The sequence below is a fragment of the Nostoc sp. ChiQUE01b genome, from assembly GCF_034531255.1.
In the GTDB taxonomy this organism is placed as follows: domain Bacteria; phylum Cyanobacteriota; class Cyanobacteriia; order Cyanobacteriales; family Nostocaceae; genus Nostoc.
In genome coordinates, this window is the sequence record NZ_JAVRBM010000030.1 from 8,047 (window position 1) to 29,655 (window position 21,609).

At 47.7% G+C, this 21,609-nt stretch carries 18 protein-coding genes and 1 pseudogene; 11 read left to right on the forward strand and 8 right to left on the reverse strand.

Going from position 1 to position 21,609, the window contains the following annotated elements; translation table 11 throughout:
• The 3 genes from RMY63_RS19800 to RMY63_RS19810 form a co-directional block, all read left to right on the forward strand.
• Positions 1 to 1,649, forward strand: a 1,649-nt coding sequence (locus RMY63_RS19800) for a WD40 repeat domain-containing protein (protein ID WP_322730342.1), incomplete at its 5' end; no start/stop codon positions are given.
• A gap of 312 nt (positions 1,650 to 1,961) precedes the next feature.
• Positions 1,962 to 2,309: a helix-turn-helix domain-containing protein gene (locus RMY63_RS19805; protein ID WP_322730343.1), complete on the forward strand. Its 348-nt coding sequence runs from the start codon at positions 1,962 to 1,964 to the stop codon at positions 2,307 to 2,309.
• Between the two features lie 96 nt (positions 2,310 to 2,405).
• Positions 2,406 to 3,029 carry a hypothetical protein gene (locus RMY63_RS19810; protein WP_322730344.1) on the forward strand — a complete coding sequence of 208 codons (624 nt, stop codon included), beginning with the start codon at positions 2,406 to 2,408 and terminating at the stop codon, positions 3,027 to 3,029.
• 32 nt (positions 3,030 to 3,061) lie between these two features.
• Here the strand turns inward: RMY63_RS19810 and RMY63_RS19815 are convergent, their stop codons facing one another.
• The 5 genes from RMY63_RS19815 to RMY63_RS19835 form a co-directional block, all read right to left on the reverse strand.
• Complete coding sequence (locus RMY63_RS19815; protein ID WP_322730345.1) at positions 3,062 to 8,884, reverse strand: strawberry notch C-terminal domain-containing protein; 5,823 nt, start codon at positions 8,882 to 8,884, stop codon at positions 3,062 to 3,064.
• Positions 8,885 to 9,195: 311 nt separating this feature from the next.
• Positions 9,196 to 9,579, reverse strand: a complete 384-nt coding sequence (locus RMY63_RS19820) for a hypothetical protein (protein WP_322730346.1) — start codon at positions 9,577 to 9,579, stop codon at positions 9,196 to 9,198.
• Between the two features lie 25 nt (positions 9,580 to 9,604).
• The gene (locus tag RMY63_RS19825) at positions 9,605 to 9,766 is read right to left on the reverse strand and encodes a hypothetical protein (protein WP_322730347.1); all 162 of its coding nucleotides are present in this window, start codon (positions 9,764 to 9,766) and stop codon (positions 9,605 to 9,607) included.
• Between the two features lie 55 nt (positions 9,767 to 9,821).
• Positions 9,822 to 10,241 (reverse strand): hypothetical protein, encoded by a 420-nt coding sequence (locus RMY63_RS19830; protein ID WP_322730348.1) that lies wholly within the window; start codon positions 10,239 to 10,241, stop codon positions 9,822 to 9,824.
• A 21-nt stretch (positions 10,242 to 10,262) separates the two neighbouring features.
• Positions 10,263 to 10,715: a hypothetical protein gene (locus tag RMY63_RS19835; protein WP_322730349.1), complete on the reverse strand. Its 453-nt coding sequence runs from the start codon at positions 10,713 to 10,715 to the stop codon at positions 10,263 to 10,265.
• Positions 10,716 to 11,108: 393 nt separating this feature from the next.
• Here RMY63_RS19835 and RMY63_RS19840 point away from each other — a divergent pair, with 393 nt between their 5' ends.
• The 5 genes from RMY63_RS19840 to RMY63_RS19860 all read left to right on the forward strand — a co-directional run bounded on the left by RMY63_RS19840 (position 11,109) and on the right by RMY63_RS19860 (position 14,431).
• On the forward strand, positions 11,109 to 11,930 hold the full coding sequence (locus RMY63_RS19840) for a DNA N-6-adenine-methyltransferase (RefSeq protein ID WP_322730350.1): 822 nt from the start codon (positions 11,109 to 11,111) through the stop codon (positions 11,928 to 11,930).
• 276 nt (positions 11,931 to 12,206) lie between these two features.
• Entirely contained in the window at positions 12,207 to 12,749 is a 543-nt protein-coding gene (locus RMY63_RS19845) for an antirestriction protein ArdA (RefSeq protein WP_322730351.1), read from the forward strand.
• Between the two features lie 112 nt (positions 12,750 to 12,861).
• Positions 12,862 to 13,311, forward strand: coding sequence for a hypothetical protein (locus RMY63_RS19850; RefSeq protein ID WP_322730352.1), 450 nt, complete (start codon positions 12,862 to 12,864; stop codon positions 13,309 to 13,311).
• 163 nt (positions 13,312 to 13,474) lie between these two features.
• Complete coding sequence (locus tag RMY63_RS19855; RefSeq protein WP_322730353.1) at positions 13,475 to 13,807, forward strand: hypothetical protein; 333 nt, start codon at positions 13,475 to 13,477, stop codon at positions 13,805 to 13,807.
• A gap of 123 nt (positions 13,808 to 13,930) precedes the next feature.
• On the forward strand, positions 13,931 to 14,431 hold the full coding sequence (locus RMY63_RS19860) for a hypothetical protein (protein ID WP_322730354.1): 501 nt from the start codon (positions 13,931 to 13,933) through the stop codon (positions 14,429 to 14,431).
• A gap of 124 nt (positions 14,432 to 14,555) precedes the next feature.
• On the opposite strand, the gene RMY63_RS19865 is transcribed toward RMY63_RS19860, so the two are convergent.
• Positions 14,556 to 15,200, reverse strand: coding sequence for a hypothetical protein (locus RMY63_RS19865; protein ID WP_322730355.1), 645 nt, complete (start codon positions 15,198 to 15,200; stop codon positions 14,556 to 14,558).
• Positions 15,201 to 15,498: 298 nt separating this feature from the next.
• On the reverse strand, positions 15,499 to 16,152 hold the full coding sequence (locus RMY63_RS19870; RefSeq protein ID WP_322730356.1) for a hypothetical protein: 654 nt from the start codon (positions 16,150 to 16,152) through the stop codon (positions 15,499 to 15,501).
• 422 nt (positions 16,153 to 16,574) lie between these two features.
• Here RMY63_RS19870 and mobQ point away from each other — a divergent pair.
• Positions 16,575 to 17,198, forward strand: a pseudogene (gene mobQ / locus RMY63_RS41855) (MobQ family relaxase); the annotation flags it as partial.
• Positions 17,199 to 17,465: 267 nt separating this feature from the next.
• On the opposite strand, the gene RMY63_RS19880 reads toward mobQ, so the two are convergent.
• Positions 17,466 to 17,966 (reverse strand): hypothetical protein, encoded by a 501-nt coding sequence (locus RMY63_RS19880; protein WP_322730416.1) that lies wholly within the window; start codon positions 17,964 to 17,966, stop codon positions 17,466 to 17,468.
• A 36-nt stretch (positions 17,967 to 18,002) separates the two neighbouring features.
• Between RMY63_RS19880 and RMY63_RS19885 the strand changes: the two genes are divergently transcribed.
• Together RMY63_RS19885 and RMY63_RS19890 are read left to right on the forward strand one after the other, a co-directional pair.
• Positions 18,003 to 19,865, forward strand: a complete 1,863-nt coding sequence (locus tag RMY63_RS19885; protein WP_416212537.1) for a DNA-primase RepB domain-containing protein — start codon at positions 18,003 to 18,005, stop codon at positions 19,863 to 19,865.
• A 406-nt stretch (positions 19,866 to 20,271) separates the two neighbouring features.
• A complete protein-coding gene (locus RMY63_RS19890; protein ID WP_322730357.1) occupies positions 20,272 to 21,534 on the forward strand; it encodes a replication protein RepA in 1,263 nt (420 codons plus the stop codon).
• The last annotated feature ends 75 nt before the right edge of the window (positions 21,535 to 21,609 follow it).

Consider the following 21,609-nt stretch of genomic DNA (forward strand, 5'->3'; position numbering starts at 1 on the left):
GTACCCTAGCCGGTCATGGTAACTCGGTAAACGCAGTTGCCCTCACCCCAGATGGTCAGTACGTAATTTCAGGTTCCCGTGACAAGACCCTCAAAGTCTGGAATTGGCAAACAGGAAAACTACTGCGTACCCTAGCCGGTCATGGTAACTCGGTAAACGCAGTTGCCCTCACCCCAGATGGCAAGTACGTAATTTCAGGTTCCCATGACACCACCCTCAAAGTCTGGAATTGGCAAACGGGAGAACAATTGCGTACCCTAGCTGGTCATAGTGAGTGGGTAAATGCAGTTGCCCTCACCCCAGATGGCTTGTATGTAATTTCTGGTTCCCATGACAAAACCCTCAAAGTCTGGAATTGGCAGACGGGAGAACAATTGCGTACCCTAGCCGGTCATAGTGAGTGGGTAAATGCAGTTGCCCTCACCCCAGATGGCCAATACGTGATTTCTAGTTCCCGTGACCACATCCTCAAAGTCTGGAATTGGCAAACAATAGAACCACTGCGTACCCTAGCAGGTCAATATCCACTCGCCCTCACTCCAGATGGCCAGTACTTGATTTCTGGTTCCGTTGACAACACCCTCAAAGTCTGGAATTGGCAAACAATAGAACAACCGCGTACCCTAGCAGGTCATAGTCTTTGGGTAAATACACTCGCCCTTACCCCAGATGGCTTGTACGTGATTTCTGCTTCTGATGACAACACCCTCAAAGTCTGGAATTGGCAAACTGGAGAACTACTGCGTACCCTAACAGGTCATAGTGACAACGTATATTCACTCGCTCTTACCTCAGATAGCTTGTACGTGATTTCTGGTTCCGGTGACAACACCCTCAAAGTCTGGAATTGGCAAACGGGAAAACTACTCTGGAATTGGCAAACAGGAGAAGAAATGCGTACCCTAGTTGGTCATGGTGACAAGGTAATTGCACTCGCCCTCACCCCAGATAGTCAGTACGTGATTTCTGGTTCCCATGACAACACCCTCAAAGTCTGGAATTGGCGAACCGGAGAAGAAATGCGTACCTTAACAGGTCATAGTGACTGGGCATATGCACTCGCCCTCACTCCAGATGGCAATTACGTGATTTCTAGTTCCCGTGACAACACCCTCAAAGTCTGGAATTGGCAAACTGGAGAACTACTGCGTACCCTAACAGGTCATAGTGACTTGGTAAATGCAGTTGCCCTCACCCCAGATGGCAAGTACGTGATTTCTGCTTCCGGTGACAACACCCTCAAAGTCTGGAATTGGCAAACTGGAGAACTACTGCGTACCCTAACAGGTCATAGTAACTGGGCATATGCACTCGCCCTCACCCCAGATGGCAAGTACGTAATTTCTAGTTCCCGTGATAACACCCTCAAAGTCTGGAATTGGCAAACTGGAGAACTACTGCGTACCCTAGCAGGTCATAGTAGCTGGATATATGTACTTGCCCTCACCCCAGATGGCAAGTACGTGATTTCTGGTTCCCGTGATAACATCCTCAAAGTCTGGAATTGGCAAACCGGGGAAGTAATTGCCAGTTTCGTAGGGGATGGGGAAATATCTTGCTGTGCTGTTGCACCCGATGGCATGAGAGTTGTTGTTGGGGATGCATCAGGAGGGGTACATTTTTTGCGATTGCAAGGCACAAAAGAGTAATTCATAATTTGTAGTTGGGCTGAGATGAGCAAGGCCGATATTTGCGTCACTTAACTCTTAGAAGCTTTACATGGTAAAGCTTTCCTCTAAAATTCGGGCTTTTCAGTATTCATATTAAACTCAAATCCCAACAATGGGTCAGAAGTTGGTATGTGCCTTTAAATCTTTAGTGTTGCTGAATCAATTTATAATGGGGTAATACTTCACGTAACCTACACTGAACGCAGTGACCGTATCCGGTTAATATCGGCACGAAGGGCAACAAAATATGAAAGAGACGAGTACTATCGCCAGAATGCACAGGACGGGACGGTGGTTGAAGTTTTACCGGACGGCAGCGAACAACCCATTTCCAGCCAACCTATGCGTTCTATGACGGAAGAAGAAATTATAGCTGCGGCATTCACTGACCCCGATGCTATTCCCCTGACGGAAGAGCAGCTAAAAACTGCCCGTCGTGTCCCTCGTGTCAAAACGATGCGCCGTGCCTTGCAACTGACCCAAGAGGAATTTGCAGCGCGTTATCATATCCCGCTTGGTACTTTGCGTGATTGGGAGCAAGGACGCAGCAAACCTGACGAAACAGCACAGGCATATCTTAAGGCTATTGCGGGTAATCCCGAAGCTGTTTATCAGGCATTGCGGTTCACGCCTCAATGATTTCAAGAGAAGGCTTTTGTTCACCTCTTCCCGTGAGGATTTGGTAACACGCTTTGGACAAAGCACGTTGCACTAAGATAATTTTAAGACTCACGTATGCTGTCACCGATGGATTTTGTTGAACCTGCTGATTGGACTAGAAGAAAAAAAGAATTTAACTCTGAAGCATGGTTGTGTCTTTATCAACAGGCATGGATAGAAGGGTATGTGTACGGACGGCAAGAAGAGTGGAACGATATTATCGTCAATCTCCTCATTAGTCGATTTGGAAAAATTGATGAAAAATTACAGGCGTTCGTCAATCCTTTACAACAAAATTTGGCTACATCCAGTCTTAGCATTTTATTATCATTTCTCTCGACCCTTTCGGATGAAGAATTCTTGAAACGCTTGCATAATGGAAGTTTGATGAATGATCTCACTCGTAACATTACGTTTAAATCATCTTCAAATGCTTCCAGTAAAAATTTGAAAAACAATAAAAAATACTCTACGTTGCAAGCAGAACAAACGGGCTGGCAAGATGGTCAACAAACAGGGATGGCAGAAGAGCGAAATGATATTATCCGCAATCTTCTCGTTAGTCAGTTTGGGGTTATTGATGAAGAATTAGAGGCAACCGTCAATCCGTTAACAGCATTACCTACGTCTGAGTTTAGTAGTTTACTGTTATCGCTCTCGAATCTTTCACGGGAACAGCTTCTCGCACGTTTTGGGTAGAAGGGGCTACATTAGCTTTTTTCTAAAGCCCCTTATCGCTGTTTCAACGCTGAAATCTCCTGCATGAATTGCACACCAGAATGTTCAGCCAGCTTGAGAAAATGCTCTACATCTTTCTCCCGCACTGTTGTCCGCTCAAGGCTATCGCCGTTGACTTGCAATATTGTCTCTGCTTTGCTGCCTGTTCGTGCTTGCACTGTCAGTTTGTCCCCTTGCTGCGTGCATTCATAGCGCCCATGCTTCAGGCTAACCCCGCCCCAGATGTCCAATTGCGCCTCTGTTGCCAGCAAGAGCTGCACCGTCTCCAATAATACCTGTCCCCGTTCCTGGTACGGGCGATACTTCGCCAAATCTCCTTCAATAATGTTTTGAAGATAGCGCGATAGGGGTGCGGACTCCTGGGCATTCTCCAACGTTTGCATGTGATGTCTACGTTCTGATTCCAGTCCCAAGTCACGAACTGCTTGGAGCCAGGTTTGTATGCTGAGGGCATCAGATGCTTCCGCATTCTCTTCGTTAGCTTCTGGCAGAGAATTTTCAGGGATAGTTTCACTCTGCGACGATATGCTGAATGTTAAGGCAAGTGCAGGATTTTCGAGAGATTGTTCCTCACTATCTGTGAAGGTAAACTCCCTCTCTCCCCTGGTTTGTGAATTTAGGGATAACTGCTTCCGCATCGCCTCCCCAAATCCTTGATGCAGCAGGTTTCTGGAAAACGTGGTGGCATAAGAGCGATCGCAGTTTCGCCATTCCCTACCCAACGAAGTGACGGCTGTTTCAGCCAGGGTTAAGCCGCCATCCGTGTCGATGGTGAAAATCATCTCACTATTAATAAAAGTATCGCCGTTCTCGGTCAGATAATGCGTCAGGTATAACCGATCATCATGCCGCTCGATGACCAGGGGGATAAACGGCTCATTCTCGATTTTGTGATGAAACTCTTCTCCCTTCATCACCGTCGAAGATAATCCCCCTCGTTCCAGCAGTTTGGCGATATTCTTCTCTGGCGTACCCCGTTGTGCCGCAGGAGGAGTGATCGCTGACGGCAGCTTGTTCACCGAATCAGTGCTGATACCTGACTCCATATCTGGTTCAGGAACAGGAGAAGGAGTTTCAGGGACAGCTACAGGCATTTCAGCCACTTCAGCAAACGTCCCCAACGCTATCCCCAGCATCGCCCGTGCTGCTTCCCTCTGCTCATAGGCAGCCAGCGCATAATCCCGCTCTCGCATCACGAACGCCAGCACCGCTTCCAGTGCCTCTCCATCCACCAGACATTCCATGCGATCGCCCACCGAATAAAACTCCGCTCCAGCAGCTTCTAGCAATTCCTCATCCAGATAATATTTACCGCCAGCATCTTTCGCTTTCGGTGTTTGTAGCAGGAAGGTTCCCCCCTGCCCTAGCTTGATGGTCAAGTGCTTATCCGCCGTTTTAAGCTGTCCGCCCTGTTCTGTCAGGAATCGCCACGCATCCTCAACGGTTGGCATGGTCACGCCCATTTGCTCCAGGGCAGCTTCGGCATCAAACCCCCGCGAGGTCAACAAGCCCTGACGAATGTTACCGTGGGCATCCGTAAAATTGACCATCTTGCCGGGAAACTTCTCCCACGCCCGCAGCAGGTTCCCCGTGAACATCTGCCGTTTCTCCCGCGTCCGCGTTTGGTAATAGTCGAACAGATCGTAAACCGCTGTTCCCTCTGGCGTTTTATCAGTCCCTTCCACACGAACCGCATTCTCTTTGCCCGTGTTCACCTGCGACAGCGGCAGGGATAGCTCCTGCACGGAATCTGCCAGCAACAACCGTATCTCCCAGGAGGACGGCGCAACAGGGTTGGCAGCAACACCCGTATGGTTTACACCCGCCACCACCCCATAAAACACATCGTTTTTCTCGGTCGTCAGACACACCGCCTGCCCCACTGTCAACGCCTGCATCATATGCGTCACCTGATAAAACTGGTTATCAATGGTGGAGCTTCTGTCAGCCGGGACTTGCAATTTATACTGCCTTGCCTGCTCCTCAAGTGCTTCGATATCCGCCTTGACTTGCTCACAGGAGGCTTGCTGAATGCTGCTTTGTGTCGCATCAGTTACCGTATCGGGCGGCGATAATCCTAAAGAGTCATGCAGCTTTTGCACCACCATTAGCGTTGTGTAGGGCTTGCGCGGCGTTTTCACATCAACAATTTCCGCATACACCGCCCCTGTAAACGGTGAATGACTGTTGGCATCGCTAGGCAACACCTCCATCCGTGCCAAGGTTTTAGCATCGAGGTTGAGGGTGCTGGCTTCCAGAATCGATTCGCCCATTGCCTCCTGTGTCGCTACGAACTCCGTATATTTTTTCTCAATCAGGTCGTAAAGGGCTGACTGCTCGGCAATAGGTAACAGGGGAATCCTGCCCGTCACCTTGCGGATTGAATCACCAGCGGATAAAGTGCCATGTAAAGGGTTGTGTGATGCTTGCAGTGGGTAATCAAGTCTTTCGTGAATATCAGGGTAAGCTTTCATCAGTTCGATGATTACCCGATCGCCGTACTCATTCATAAAATCCGGTACATTCTCCAATGAAAACGCCCCAGACCGGGCGGCTGTGGTATTGGCATTGAGCGATGCCATCTTCCGCGCCAGCACTGCTCCCGGACGCTTTTCCGCTGGGATGTCTGCCATCAGCAGTGTGAAATTGGGTGGCACAACCTGCCCAGTACGATGCACCCGCCCTAACATTTGCATGAACGAATTAATATCTGCTTCGGGTTGCGCCACAATCATGTGCCGCTGCCGTTGGTCACGAAACCGCTCTGAGGCATGAAGCGAAATCCCTGTGGAACCAGAGCGGTTGAGCAGAATCACGTCAAGCTGTCCATCGTTAAAAGCGTTAACCGTCCGCACTGCCGCTTCTTTGCTACGCTCTGCGTTGCCGCGTCGCTGGTAAACCGTTGTGCCATCAGCGTTGTAGAGCGCGATATGCTCCCGCCCCGTCACTTCCCCTACCCGATAACCCTCCTGGTTCAGCCGAAACGTAATGTAATCAATGGGACTGACCGGAATCTGGCTGAAATCAGTCTCGTTAATCAAATCCTGGATGGCGTGATATCTCGCTGTTGCTGCTATGCCCAATTCTTCATCAGTCAGTCTGTGGCAGGTCTTTTCACCATACGGATTCCCTAAAATGACATCACGGCTACGGTCTAAATACCGATGTAAGATTGTGCCGAAATCAGCATCCAGGGTATCGCCTGGGCGCAAATCTAGCATCTCAGCTTGACGACCAATCATACTGCCCATTGTGTTTGACAGTGCCAGCACTGGCTTCTCCGGTTCTGGCTGACGCAGCAGGGATAGGGATTGCTGTACTGTTTCTTCGGCTTTGAGGGCAAACAACATCTGGTCAACAATGTTGTGCATCAGACTGGTAAAATTGGTACTGGTTGCCCCAGCCGCCCCTGTAGCATTATCCCCAAACGCCCGTTTTGCTTCGGCTTTCAGGTCTTTGTCCATTCCCTCAACCACATCCTGCTTCAGGCGGTCAAACTCCATAATCTCTGCCATAATCAGCGAGATGTTTTCCGCAACATCATGGTTGACCGGGGCAACAACCGAGTCAAACCGTACCCCTTCAAACGACCGCTCCCGGCGAATATATTGCCCTGATTCGGTCAACATTGAGGCGAGAGTTTGCTGCAACGGTACACCCCCCGATGCCACCAGTTCGGTCAGGTTCGCCATATTACTGAGGGCAAGCCGCATATCAGTACGAGAGTACAAATCCATTACTTGCGGATTCTTGGCATAAGTGGCACTCGAATACACCACCCCAAGCGATCGCTGCACCAATTCCCGCACAAAATCCGCCCGGTTGGAAGCACCCGCCGACTTGGCATTTTTATTGTTGGAGCCTCCCGCCTCATGGCTCTCATCCAGAATCACCAAGCTGTTGGGGGCAAACTGGCGCAGAAAATCCCGGCGATAGGGTTCCTGCCTTTTGACCGTTTGCAATTGGGAGTACGTTGTAAAAATGGCATCGTACCTGCCTAAGTCTCCATCTGCCTGTATGCGTTTGAGTACCTGATGATGCTGTTTAGTGTTGGTTGACAGGGTGCGTCCATCTGGCAGCGGTAAGGTTAAATCGGGATTCGTGACCAACGGATTAAACCTCGGCATCCCGATATCTTCTAAATCCCGAATCATGTCTGCATAGAGAGCTGGGTCTTTGGTCACAAAAATAGGTGTCCGCCCCGTAACATTCGCATAGCGAATCATCCCTGCTACAACGCGCCCCTTCCCAATCCCCGTTTGATCACCCAGGATAAACCCGCCACCTTTCTCCAGATTGGACACGGCCAGGGCAATCGCGTCCACCTGTTCCGCACTGAAGTGCTGGTGCAACTCCTCTGTTGTCCCATAAGCAAGGCGGTCAGCGACATACGCATCCAGTTCTGCCACCTGGCGCTCTAACTTCAACAGGGCTTGGTTAACACCCGTTTGCATGTTGGCGGGAACCAGTGTACCGATTGCCCGTGCCCCACTTTTGGGGTGATAGGGAAGCTGTTTCGGTTGTTCTACCGTAGTAGCAGGTCGATTGTTCCTATCAGCCACTCCTCCAGTGTCGGCTGTACGTCCGGCGTGTTGAATTTCCACAGTAGTCGTTCTATCCGTTCGCTGTTCGTTTCCACCTGCACCGGAAACGAGATTGCCAGAAATTGCAGCCGCAATTCGATAATGTCGCTCTCGAACACCAGGAACCGCGCCCAAGCTGTCTGCCATTCCTGTATCCCTTGGGGCGTGTGGGGTATCTCCGGTAACATCGGTCTGCGCTGATAAATTGAGAACGGGCGCGTCCTCACTAGGAGCATCTCGTGTGTCTCCTCTACCGACGCTTCCGCCTCCTCCATCCACATCTCGATCAGCCATTCCAAGCGACGGCACAGCAGTTCCTGATAACGGTTCTGACTCAACTGGGTTTCGTTCGCTGGTACTAGCACTGTGAAAACTCGCTCCTCCTCCAGGGGCGACCACACGTTCGGATCGGGAAAGTACGTCATCGAGAAATTCTCCCAGTTCATCAAAAGTTCGGTACAGACGCGGTACGTCCGCCGCAGGTAAGCGTCGGTCTGACTTTCCCCGACCATCAATCACGATCATATCGATGGGAAAGCCTGCCCCTTGTTTCCGGTAGAGATTGCCAAAAATCGAAAAATGGTCAACCACGTTGAAGTTTTGATACAGGGTATAGTAAAAACCCCGGCTCTCCCGGCTGTTATAGCGATCGCTGCGGATATCTTCATCCATGCCCAGCTTGCCGCCCAAAATTAGCACCGCTCTGCCATCCGGCTTCATCGCTGACAACCCTTGCAGGGCAATGGCATGGTCAATCTGGGTAGTCTGGAACTTGCCAAACTGAAACTGCTTTGGTCTTCCTGGTGATGCATCCACCGTCCCAAACGGGGGATTCATAATCACAACATCGTGCAGCTGACTCGGTGTAAAACGGCTGGCATCTGCTTCTGTCACCGTATAGCCCTGCTCCCGCAAATCCCCTGCCCGTGCCGGGTTTAACTCGTTGACCGTCACCTTGTCCGGGGTTGCTCCCAGCAACAACGCTCCATGCCCCGCACTCGGTTCATACACTGTTGTATCTGAATTGACACCAGCCAAGACAGAGGCAAGATAGGCAATGGGTAACGGGGTGCTGTACGCTTGCTGGGCAACACTGGTGCTAGAGCGCACATTTAGGGCTGGCTGGCGATTGTGCAATTCAACAAGCTGGCGATAAGCATCCTGCGGTGTCGCTGCTCCCGTTACAATATCCTGAGCAACACGAACTAAGGCGGATTCGACAACTTCATCCACCTGTTTGGCGAGTGGCGAACCAGGCGATACATATTCCCCAATGTATGGCACAGCAAACGCTCTCGCCTCGGTAATCGTAGAAAATCTACCTCCCGATGCAAAATGTTCCGTCAGGGCATCCAAAAATGCAGACGTGACACGTTACCTCTGAAAATATTGATGTGATGAATAATTTCAATTAATAAAAAATAAAGAAAAATTGCAATAAAAATCATCAATTGCGGCAGACGATACCACCAGAAATCAGAGAGAAGCTTGAACGTGCATGTCTGGCACACTTCACTCTGAATTTCTAGGGTATCTGCTTAAAATCAAGGCAAAGTTGGATGAATCATGCCATTTGCTGCAAGACTGTTAGCAATCCAATAAACACCTGTGTGATGAAATTTTCCTTGTTCTGCTAATTGTTGAACTTCTGCAATAATCACATCACAGTCTTCATCGCTTAATACAGCCCCATAAACACCACAGTCTCGACGGACAAAATCACGGGTTACATAATCAATCTCTCTCCTATCAGTAATATTGATGACTGAATATAATTCATCAATTTCTGCTGAAGAAAGAGGAGAAACATTTATAAAATGGTCAGGAAATATTTCTGCCATATCCATATTCTCTGCTTGTTGTTGAAACAACCGTAAAGACGCAAGGATGGTGGCTATTTCCCTTTTACGAAGTTGGTTTGTATTCATTGTGAAAACCTCGCCTCGATATTTTTCAAAAAGGAACATCGAGTGCTGACAGCAGCGCAAAGCACTCATCAAAAGAGCCAAAAAACACATTGTCTGCTTGATAACCCTCGATTATTTTTAAGACTTTCTCTTCCGTTTGGATGAGCGAGAAAACCTCTTTTTCATCAGTGTCATCAACATCAGGCATTTCATAGCTGCAAGCGGGACATTCTATGGGAGAATCCGCTAAATCAAATTCATGTCTACAAAAAGGACATATCATGGCATTCAAAAAGGTTTAATTGTCTGCTTGAAATCTCCTGTGGATGCTCCTTCTCGATAGCGTCATAGGCTAACGTCAGGCTGATAATCATGTCGTTCCACCATGCGGGAGGGGTTTTTGTGGTTTTGACCTCTTCCACATAGAAATTGATATGCTCAAAAGATGCCAATAAAGCTGTATAACAATCAAAAGCCAGATGGTTTAAACGCTCTATAATACGTCTTTTGGTCGCTGCTTTTGCTGTTATCCAATAAATACTATGCCAGGTGTCATCGTATTGTTTGGCATAAGAAATGGCTAAGGCTAGTTGCTCTTTAGCAGAGGTAATAAAGGTATTATCATCCTCTAATTCTTTCAATTGATCGAGAGCGCAAGCCATACAACAATAAGAAGAGTGCATTTTGAACGTCTCCTCTTCTCATCAAGAAAAATTAGTCTTGTCCTCCCTTAAAACTTCTTCCAGTGCCCGTTTAACTGCTGTCTCATGGTCTGGAAGCTGTTTTTTGATAAGAGAGATAACCCACTGTGTTCCTTTCCCTCTTCCAGTGAGTTGAATTGATGAATCAATAACGCCAACGTCTTGAAGATGAGAGGCAACTTTCCTGGCTTTTTCAAGGGTTAAATGCCTGACAGTTTCTATGGCATCAGGTTGAATATGTCCAGCATTAGGTATTTCCTGAACGTCTTTTTCTTCTTCGGTTCTTATTTCGGCTTCCTGTGGTTTTTTAACAGGTTCAACAAAGGACACGGGTTTTTGTACTGTTGAAATGGCAGAACCAGCAGAAGCAGGCGTATAAAAAAGCCAGCAGTAGAACGAAAAAATAATTACAAAAAGTTCTACAGCGAAGCCAGAACCAGTTTCGATATGTGACATGGTGCATTCCTCAATATTTTGAATCACGATACTGAAGCGATGAAAACAAAATTGAACCCAAAATATCGTGTTATTGGGTATGAAAAAATAACTGTCTGCAATAGAAGGCAGACAGAGTACGCTGAAAAAGAATCAAGCGAATTTTAAGAAACTGTGCGCTTATTTAATGAGAAATACAATTTCTGATTAACACAAATAAATCTTGATATTTTTATCTCTTAGTTGAATGGTATTTATGATATATTTCTGCTTTCTTAGGTATAGAAAACGGAGCAATAATTTTATCTTTTCTTCTTTGGCTTTTTGTGGTTTTTTCGTGAGCAGTTCTGCCTATCAGGAGTCAGTTTGCCCACGAAAATAACTCCTCTTCCTGTCCTGCTTCAACAGGTGAGAATGCTTCGGAAAAAAATTGTCCAGCTTGAGGCGGAAGGGTTGTGTCTGTTCGGCGCATGGTTGGAAAAGAACCGTCCAGGCAGTGTCCGAAGCCGCAGGCAGGTGTACTGGCAGCTTCGTTGCCGCACGGGCACATTACCCAATCGCAAGCAGTTGATGCATCTGGACAAAGAACAAGTCCCTATCTACCAACAGGCAATTGCGAGAGGCAGGAAGATAAAGGCTTGCCAGCGACAGATACGGGATACCGAGCGTCGCATAGAAAGGCTGGTAGCGCGAGCCGAGCAACGCGGGATTGTGGTGCGTAATGTGTTGGGCGACCCCGATGCTTCGCCAGAATGGTACACACCTCCTGGCTATATTTCCCTTGTCCGCCAAGTGTTAGGGCATATTGACCTTGACCCTGCAAGCAACAGCATGGCACAGGCGTGGATTCAGGCAGATGTTTACTACACGAAACAAGATGACGGTTTGCGGCAGCCGTGGTTTGGGCGCGTCTGGTGCAACCCACCCTACGGCAGTCCCGAAACCCGCTTGATGGCGCAACAGTTTCTGGAGAAAGCGATCGCGGCATATCAGGATGGTATGGTTGTGGCGGTAATCCTGCTCCTCAACCGCACAGGGGCAGCATGGTACAAGACTTTGCAACAACAGGTCACTGCTCTGTGCGAAGTGACGAAGCGGATAGCTTTCTTAGATGAAAATGGCGTACCCCAACCATCGCCCCGTTACTACAGCGACTTTTTATACCTGGGTCAAGAGCCAGAGCGGTTTCTGGATATCTTTAGCAGCATTGGCACGGTACGGCAACTTGCACCCTAATTTTTAAACGCCCTCTCCCACACTCTTAAAGAAAAGGGTGAAAATAGGGCGCGGACAGCCGCGCAAGAATGGATGTGCCAGAGGCGCGGGCTGGGTCAAGGACAAGCCCTGCGGGTGCGCGGGGGGTCTCCCCAATTTTTTGCTTTCAGTATGTGACAAACACCGTGTCGCAAAAAACCGGGAGATACCCCTCCCCCCGCGCATCCTTGACCCAACCCTTCATCGCCCCTGGCAAGCACAGAAGCATGAGCGAGAAAAAAAGAAAGGAACTTAGCCATGCTGAAGACGAAAAACAATAACAAAGCAGACCCGCAAATCTACATAGCTTGCCTTGCTGCTTATAATGCAGGGTATCTGCATGGGGAATGGGTGGATGCTACCCAGGATATTGACATCATCAGGAAAGAGATTAGCAGAATTCTAGAAACGTCTCCCGTAGCAGATGCTGAAGAGTACGCGATCCATGATTATGATGAATTCTACAGTGCAGAGAGCATACTAGGCGAATATCCCAACCTTGAAGAAGTGGTTAAAGCCGCTGAATTTATTGCCGAACATGGAGAATTAGCCGGAAAGCTAATTGCTCACTATGGTGATCTTACGGAAGCCCTCGAAGCAATGGAAGAACGTTATCACGGGTGTTACCGAAGCCTAGCCGACTATGCTGAACAATTCACTGAAGATACCTCAAGTGACATCCCTAAGCACCTGCAATACTACATCGACTACAAAAAAATGGCGCGGGACTGGGAATATAGCGGCGACATTTTCACCATAGAACTGGGTTTTGAAGAAGTCCACGTTTTTTCAAATCACTAACAAGAATGGGGCTGCCAATCACCACAACCGCAGCCCCACCTCCTAAACATCACTACAAATTTTTAGGAAGTCTCCACACATGAAAACCTTTCCCAATTTTCAGACCTATAAAATGTTTCGCCTGTCCAATTTTGGCATGAGAACCGCCCGTTATGCCTTCAGCCGAATGAAAGCAGAACAGACTATAACAGCATTACCCTATCCCACTGCATCACTGGAGCATAACACTTGCTTTGTATGGAAAGGATTTACCATTCACATTCAGGTTTTTTATGACGAGGATGCAGATTACTCCTGGCTTGGTCAATTCTCCGACACGCCAAAAGAAGATGCTATTCCCCATGAGCCAGGAAACCACCGTACCTACAATTATTTCAACCGAGCTTGCACGATTACTGAGTATCAAGAAGAGTACAGCCGATTGGGGTATGCACAGCATGAAAGCTGGCTTTTAGCTAAAAAAGCAGTGCAAGAAGACTACAAGCGGATGCTTCACTATAACGAATCTGGAAGCCCCTACATTGAATTAACGGCAAGCAAAGAGAACATCACCCCTTGGTGAAGCGACTATCAGCATTGCTGATTGGGATTACGTGCAAGAGACAATTATTGATGACGACCTGGTTGAAGCAGCGATCGCTGACGCTGAACAGAATTTGAAACAGCTTTGTACCTGTTTGTAATGAAATCAATTTTCCATGACTTTTATCTAAAGGAATCCTAAAATGACTAAAATCACCTCCCCCACCAAACGTGAAATCCTGGAACAAGAAATTTTATCTGTTTTCAGAACATTTGACAGCAACGCTTCTCCCCTGCTGGTCAAAGAGATTGCCGAATGCGCCATAAACTTCTTTTATGACCCGGATAAAGCTATAGCAATTGTTTGGAGTATAGAAGATATAAATGCTATCCGAGAAGACCTTAATGATGAACAAGCATTTATGGTTTTGGAAGATGCCTATAACAATTATGTCGAAGATAGTCCTATAACGTGGAAAGTTTTGAAATTCGTAGCTGATGATTTGTTTCCACGGGAAGAAGCAGAAGAAACATGAAACGCTTTTACCGCAGCAAGTTTTTTAGAACCTACCAAGAAGTATTTCAGGCAACACCTGATGATGTAGAATTTGATGCTTTGATAAATTATTAATTCTAATAATATTAAAAAGGATAGCCTTATGACTTTAACTCATAAACCCTTCTCAGTACAAATATTTTTAATTGATGCAAACCCCGATGGAATGCTAACAGCCGAAATTCCATTTCAATGGACAGGTCATGTGTTATCTTTTCCAAGAAAAGACATCAAACGAGTTTTGGAACGTGAAGAAGCCCAGCAGCCTGGCATTTATCTATTGGTTGGGGAGAGAGAAGAACAAAAAACACTTTATGTAGGTAAGGGCGGTGAACTCTTAGAGCATATTAAAGAGCAAGAACAACAAGAATGGTGGTCAACGGGGGTATTGTTGATCAATCAAGAATATCCCTTGAGTATGTTGTATCTATCCTACCTACAAGACCAACTTAGAAAAAAAGCAGAGAACGGAAACAAGGTTATTTTAGCTAACCCTCTTGACGTTGAACCATTAAGACTAGACGAGTCGGCAACGGTTGCAATGGAAGGATTTTTAGATAAATTTATCTTTGTCCTTTTGGTATTAAACTTTAAATTCTTTTAGAAACTGAATCATTAATTGACTATAAAAATTTTCATTTCAAGGCTGTTCCATCACCGGAGTAGCCTTTTGTGTTTCTTCTTTGTGATTTTTAGCGCACACCACGATCAACCACAGCTATGAAGAATCATTCTTCCTGCTCTTCCTGTATCATCATCTCGTTATCGTGATTTGTATGACAGGTTATCTTCAGCCCACCCACCCCCATGACATTTGACCCGCATTTCGAGCAAGTGTATTTAAAACGGGTTTTGGTACGAGCTTGCCAAGTGTAATGGTGCTGGAGTGGAAAAAATTTCTCTTGGGCTTTGGGACAGGCCAGAGCATATTTTCCATTCTCGATAATTGTGTGTTTGACGTGCTGCCCAAACATTTTTTCACAGGACAGCCCCATCTCCGCCATTTTCAATGTCCATTCCTTGTTACAATACCCTGGATGTTCTGGAGGCGTGCCATACGTATACTGCCATAAACAAATCATCTGGCGTACTAGTATTTGAAAAATCAGGTCATCCCCACGCTTGAGCAGTTCAGGGTTCAAGCTAATTTCATCAACAGTAACGGAACTACCCCGATTCCAGCTTTTGTAGCGAAAGAAGCCTAGAGATTTACCTCTGGCATTGAAGTTCAGGATGCAAGGGGGAAGAATGCCATCGAACAACACCCTATTGAAGTAGTCGAAGGCATCCTGGTAACTGAGCCACAATTCCAGATGCGGTTTGGTGAAAAGAGGTGTGCCTGTAGCTACGGGCAGGGTTGGTATTGCTTGCATGTCTGTGCTTCCCTGATTGATGTTACTTGATTGCCAAACCAGGGACTTTTTGTATGCTGTATCACAGCCTACTTCAGTGAATAGTTTTATACAGGGTAAGGCAATGAAGTTTCTTCCAAAAAGTTATCAGTCTTTTTTCTCTTGCTTAAATAAAATTTTTTACATAAATTATGTAAAATCCAACTTGTATCCGTTTCGCCACAAATTAACAGAATTATGGTGTACACCATAAAAACAGAAAGCGGATACCTCTCCCCCAATGGTTTCTTCTTTCCTTCGCAGTAAAATTTCTTTCCTTTTAAATCCCCTCAAACATCTCTTTCATTTTGTCCTGGGATATTTCGGTTAGAGTTTTAGGCTTATCTGCAACTGGCTGTTTAGAAATAACTTGCATCGTCTCTTGGGTTTCTGATTCCTGCTCCACACGCTGAGGTGTTACCTTCTGCTGTTGTGCTGCCCTGTCCCTTATGTCCTGATTTTCTGTTTTCTCCTCCCGTAATCCGTCCTCACTTGCCAGTGTCTGAAGTGCCTCCTGGTAGTATTGGGCCTCCTCCTGCTGGCGTTTAACTGAGTTGGTGCTGTGCTGTCCTTTCTTCCCGTTAGTCTGTTCATCTTGAAATTGCCGGGGTTGGGTCGTAGTTGCAGACACAGACAGTGTTTTCTTCTCTGGTGTTACTGTCTCGCGGGGAGGAAGTCCAAACAGATCGCGATCGCGGTCAATGAGGTACTGGTCTAATCCCTGCATTACCATGTCTTCAGTTAGCCACCCCCATTCCACCATCTTGTCGAGCAGGGCACCCTTGATGAACTTGCGGCGATTTTCGAGGCTGCGTTCTGCTTTCTGGACTTTGTGTTCTTGTTTACGTTCAGCACGTTTTTCCTGCTTGAGTTTTTCGCTATAGTGGCTAAGAAGTTCATTGAGACGGTCAATGCGTTTGGCGCGGCTAGGCATGAGGTGAGTCCTCCCGAAACAAGCGGCAGACGATGTATTTTTGATGATGAACGGAGAATTACCGCGTTACGAAAACCACACGGTAGGGGACAGTTTGTTTTTTCCCAACAATAATTAGTGCGGTCAAAGAAAAGCGCGGCTGCCGCTGTGGTTGCGCGGACACGCGCTGGGGTTTGGGGGCGGCAGCCTCCAAGCGCAGTTATACATTAAGGGACGCTTCGCTTTGAAAAGCTACCTCGCAAGCTCGGCATCTTTTCAACCCTTAATGTACTGCGGCAAAGGGGGTTCCCCTCTGCACACCCCAACCACAGGGCGACTATTTGTATGTAACATAGTCGTAACACGTCTGTAGATTGTTTGTTGTAATTCGTTAAAATTTAGGAAAATTCCCACCCATTGGTGAATGAAATGGGGTGATAACAGTGCAAGCAGGGTATTTTCGGGAAGAAGTAAAAATTGTTTCACGCGGTAATAACCAGAACGTCATTCGCAAAGCTGCCTATGATGCAGGGGTACGACTGGTCGATACGCGGGACGGAAAAGTGTATGACTTTTCTAACAAGCGGGATGTGTATAGTACTGAAATTCTCGCCCCCGCGAATGCTCCTGACTGGATGCTGGATCGGTCAAAACTGTGGAACGGTGTTGAACAAACAGAAGACAAATCCCGTCGCCGCGAGGATGCCCAGCTAGCACGGGAAGTGATTTTGTGTTTCCCGGCCTGCCTCAGCCATGATGAGAAAATCGCCGCTGCCCGTGAGTATGTGCAAAGCGAGTTTGTCTGGAAGGGCATGGTGGCAGATGTGGCGTACCATTTCAACGGCAAGACTGCCCATAACCCGCATGTCCATGTTCTCCTGACGATGCGCGATATTGATGGTAAGGGTTTTGGCAAAAAGAATCGCTCGTGGAACAACCCGGCAGAATGGAAAGACCGGGGCGAAAACATTGAAGGGTGGCGCAAACGGTGGGCAGATACCCTCAACAAACACCTGGAGCGGGGTGGGTACGATGTACGGGTAGACCATCGCGGCAATCTGGCACAGAATACTGACCGCCTGCCCCAAGTTCATGAAGGAGCCAATGTCACCAACCTGCGCCGTCGTCATGCCCAAAACCCGGACAAATATCAACAGAATTTTGATAACAACCAGGTCATCCAGCACAACGAAGACATCAAGCACCGTAACGCCGAGCGGGAAGAATTGAAACAAACGATCAAAGCGTTGCAGTCAGAACTTCGCCACGAACACATCAAGCAAGCGCATTACGAGCAACGCCGGGAAGAACGTATTCTGAAACGGCAGATGCTGTCAGCGGAAAAAACTACCGAGCAAGACAACAGTCCTTATACTCTTGACCGTACCAGAACCTACGAAACAGCGACCAGCGTTGCCACCACCCTCACCCGGCAACTGCCAGCCTCGGAGTTTCATCAGCGAGCAAACGCGCTTGTCACTTCTACCATGCAACACGATTCTTCTTCCACGCAAAATCCCTCTGCCATCCAGATTCGCAAAGATGACCCACCGGGCTGGAAACCGCGCAGACGCGAACCAAATGAGCCAACCGACTGGACATGGCGACTGGTACGCGAGCAACTGGAAGCAATGGGCGGTGATGGGAATTTTGAGATTGGCATTCTTGACCGTGCCAGCGAAAAGATGCAGAACAAGACTTGGCACAAGCATGACATTCTTCGGGTTGATCCAGAAACCAAACGCACGCCGATTCTGAATTACCTCAAATACGAAAACAGCCAGGGCAAGGATATTTTTATCCGTCTTGCCCCAACCAAAGACAGTAAACAACAAGGCTTGGTGCTGATTGATGATATCGACCCGGTAACGGTGGAAGACCTGAAGGACAAGGGACTTGCCCCTGCCGTAGTCATCGAAACCTCATACAAGAATTGTCAAGCCTGGATACGGGCATCCAAAGAACCCATCGAACGAGAAACTGCCACCCACCTGGCGAAACTGTTGACCAGAGAAGCGGGTGGCGACCCTGGTAGTGCTTCTTACCAGCATTACGGGCGGCTAGCTGGCTTCACGAACCGGAAACCTGACCATCAGGATATGTACACAGGCAGGCATCCGTATGTAAAACTGCTGTCAGCTTACGGAACAACCGCCCCAGAGGGGGAACAGTGGCTGGCACAGGCGCAGTCAGCCGCAGCGATCGCACGGGAGAAACAACAAGAGGCAGCCGCCCTGCGTGACCAACGTGGCAACAGGGAAGCAACTGAACAGGAGAAAGAGAAAGCCCTCAGAGCGTTCGAGAGCAGCTATGCTCATGCCTTGCGCCACTATGGCACAAACAAGGATTACAGCGCACGGGACTGGGCACTGACCAAAAATCTTGCCAAACTGGGCTATAGTCAGGATGCCCTCCAGTACGCCCTGCGCTGGGGCAGTCCCGATCTGGAGAAGCGGAAACCGGGACATGAAGATGATTATGTCGCTCGCACGGTTGCCAAAGTGTTTGAGCATCCAGAGGTATTGCAGGCGATCGCTGAACGGGAAGCCAGACGAAAGAAACGAGAACAGGAGAATCAGCGCCAGCAACCATTACCCCTGACACAACCCACAGAAAAACAAAATCCTACAGAACCGCCATTCCCCTCCCCTACTCCCACACCATCATCGTCACAGGCAAAGGAGCAAACTGCTGTACCAGAACAATCCTTGACCGAAGACGAACGCCAGCTTATCGAAGCCATGAAATGGCTGAATGATGGCAAGGAACGAGGTAAGCAGGAGCGGCGGCCGGAACACCATCTTCCTGTCCGTCCTCCTGCCAATGACAAACAATCCTATGCTGATAGAGCAGAGCCAGCAACCCCGATGCCGGATACAGGGGAGAAAGTTTCATTGGACGCAGAGGCAGAGATCGTCAACACCTTCCCCACCCCTGCTTCATCCGACCAAAACCCCTCCTCGAAAGGGTCAGCCAAAGTTCCCGTGTACTGGAACAGTTATTATCGCTGGCTCCAGACACAGCAAATCGTCCGCCAGCCCAAACCTGCCAGAATTGACCCCGGTACTGCCTCCGCCAAACGACCCCCTGTCCCCATCAAAGCAGAACCCGTCGGCGACCTCGACGCTGACAGCGTTGCTGCCATCATTAATGCCGCGCACCAGTCGAAAAATGCGACCCAGCAACTTCGTACCGCCTCCTGGGCGTACCAGAACTTTAACCAGGACGAAGGACGCTGGAACAAGTGCAAACTGGAATATTTCCGGGAACTGCACCGTGTTCACCAAGCCTTCGGACGTGATGAGGCATTAAACCCGAAAACTGATATCGAAATCGCCCTTAAGCTGCGGATGGCGGGGTTTTCCGTCACGCAGATTTACCGCACTATCCAGGAAGCCAGCCCGGTTGCAACATCCCTACCGTCGCAAGAACATCAGTTTGTGTACTTGAAAAAAGCGATCCAACCCTATCTGCAATCCTCCCAAACCCGGACAGTCGCCAATAATTTTCAGTACGAGCGGGAACGGCAGGCAAAGAGAACCATCACAGACCCCACCCAATTGCAAAACCATCTTGCTGAACGCCGCCTGGAAAAACTCGGACTGGCAACCCCTGTGTCAACCCAAACCCAAAATCCAACACCCCAACAGACGCGATCGCCCCAGCCACAACCTAACCATCGACCATCCCCTTTACCCCAGCACAAGCGTGATGATTGCGAGCCAGAGCGGTAAAAAGTTGTTTTATTGAGAATTATGTAACACTTATGTAGTATTTTAGAAGGAAATCGAGACAGCAGATGCTGCTAACACATACTGCCTCTAGGATTCACGACTTGTGCCGCTTGAAGATGATCTTCAGCGTGAACAAGTAAGGAATCCACAGGACTATCTTCAACAGAGTCTGTTTTTCTTTTGTATGGGAGCATGGGATTGTGTCCCTCTCACCCCACCCTTCTTGTATGGGAAACACAGCCAGATCAAACTTCGTGATCAAAACCTGTCTCCTGCCCTGCCAGGGACGATGGAGCATTGCCAGTATTGTTCTAGCTTATAAAATAAAAACTATCCGCTAGAACAAGGTCGTCGAAAATGCGTCAATAATCTTGAAAACCCTTTAGTTGTTGAAAGTGGGTAACACTTGGGGAAACAATCTCAAATTTTGACGAAAAAGATAAAGCCCTGTGTTGGCGAAAACCAGACGGGGCTTTATCGTTTTGCTCTAAAAGTACGGAGACCTTCAATGGAGCGGAAATCCGGCATCGTCAAGAGGATTCAGCAGGCATCACAAGCGATCGCTCAAGCACCCCCCACCTTGGCGGAACTGGCGTTTACACCAAGAGAACTGGTGCAGGCTACCCTGCCCCATCGTGATCCAGGGAATGTGCCTGTATGGGTAAGACGAAATGGGCAGTATGGCTTATCGATTCAGCCAGGATGGGACATCGCTAAAAACTGCTCGATTGGGTATCCTTTTGGCACTCTTCCCAGGTTGTTAATGTTCTGGCTGACGGCAGAGGCTGTAAGAACAAATAATAAACTGATTAAGTTAGGAGAAAGCCATACACATTTTTTGAAAGGATTAGGATTAGACCCTGACAGAGGCGGAAAATGCAGCGATTCTTTTCGCGTTAAAAACCAGTGGCTACGATTAACCAATGCAAAAATATCATTTCAATATTGGGGAAATTTTAACGGTAAACAACATCAATCTTTTTTAAATTTAGCTATTGCTGAACGTTCTGTTGTGTGGTGGGAAGAAAAAGGAAAGGGACGTTTAGAAGAAGAGGGAGGATTTATTGAACTTACGGACAGGTTTTTCCAAGCCATAACACAAAGTCCCATTCCTTTAGATTTTAGAGCATTACAAGCGATTAAAAATTCACCGTTAGCGATTGATGTCTACTCATGGGCTACGTTACGCGCCTATGCGGCTCAACAGAAAGATAAGCCCCATACTGTTGCCTGGGAGGTACTGCTAAATCAATTTGGCAGTGATTATCGAGACGTGAAAGACTTTAAAAGATACTTCAAATTAGCCTTGGAGAAGGTTCAATGCGTTTATCCCTGGCTTCAATTTGAGTATATTAAAGGTGGTATTACTATTAAACCAAGCTCTCCCTCTGTTAGTTACAGGTCTTTAAAGAAAAATTCTAAATTGATAACCGCAGAAACGTCAGAGAAGGCACTGCTGACTTCAAAGAGTAATCACGAACTAAATCTTTGTGTTTCTTCTAAAGCATTTGAAGAAGCGGTATTTCTCATTACTAATGCAGACACAGGCTGGTGCAAATACGCTTTAGAGAAACAGTTCTATGACTATGCCCGAAAGAAGGGCATCCCCAAAAATGTTGATAAAGCGTTTCTGGGCTTTGTGAGAAAAAAGGTCACGCAAAAACCTTAATTCAATTTTTACCAATTGCTTATAGAAAGCAGGGATGGGGTCATTCCTGAATCCATACTTTTTACCGCTAAAATA

What these genes read in the sequence shown, in the direction of transcription:
- RMY63_RS19810 (WP_322730344.1), top strand. Translation starts at nt 2,406, where the DNA reads ATGCTGTCACCGATGGATTTTGTTGAACCTGCTGATTGGACTAGAAGA.
- RMY63_RS19825 (WP_322730347.1), bottom strand. Translation starts at nt 9,766, where the DNA reads ATGCCTGATGTTGATGACACTGATGAAAAAGAGGTTTTCTCGCTCATC.
- RMY63_RS19845 (WP_322730351.1), top strand. Translation starts at nt 12,207, where the DNA reads ATGCTGAAGACGAAAAACAATAACAAAGCAGACCCGCAAATCTACATA.
- RMY63_RS19830 (WP_322730348.1), bottom strand. Translation starts at nt 10,241, where the DNA reads ATGCACTCTTCTTATTGTTGTATGGCTTGCGCTCTCGATCAATTGAAA.
- RMY63_RS19860 (WP_322730354.1), top strand. Translation starts at nt 13,931, where the DNA reads ATGACTTTAACTCATAAACCCTTCTCAGTACAAATATTTTTAATTGAT.
- RMY63_RS19855 (WP_322730353.1), top strand. Translation starts at nt 13,475, where the DNA reads ATGACTAAAATCACCTCCCCCACCAAACGTGAAATCCTGGAACAAGAA.
- RMY63_RS19840 (WP_322730350.1), top strand. Translation starts at nt 11,109, where the DNA reads ATGCTTCGGAAAAAAATTGTCCAGCTTGAGGCGGAAGGGTTGTGTCTG.
- RMY63_RS19835 (WP_322730349.1), bottom strand. Translation starts at nt 10,715, where the DNA reads ATGTCACATATCGAAACTGGTTCTGGCTTCGCTGTAGAACTTTTTGTA.
- RMY63_RS19820 (WP_322730346.1), bottom strand. Translation starts at nt 9,579, where the DNA reads ATGAATACAAACCAACTTCGTAAAAGGGAAATAGCCACCATCCTTGCG.
- RMY63_RS19870 (WP_322730356.1), bottom strand. Translation starts at nt 16,152, where the DNA reads ATGCCTAGCCGCGCCAAACGCATTGACCGTCTCAATGAACTTCTTAGC.
- RMY63_RS19865 (WP_322730355.1), bottom strand. Translation starts at nt 15,200, where the DNA reads ATGCAAGCAATACCAACCCTGCCCGTAGCTACAGGCACACCTCTTTTC.
- RMY63_RS19850 (WP_322730352.1), top strand. Translation starts at nt 12,862, where the DNA reads ATGTTTCGCCTGTCCAATTTTGGCATGAGAACCGCCCGTTATGCCTTC.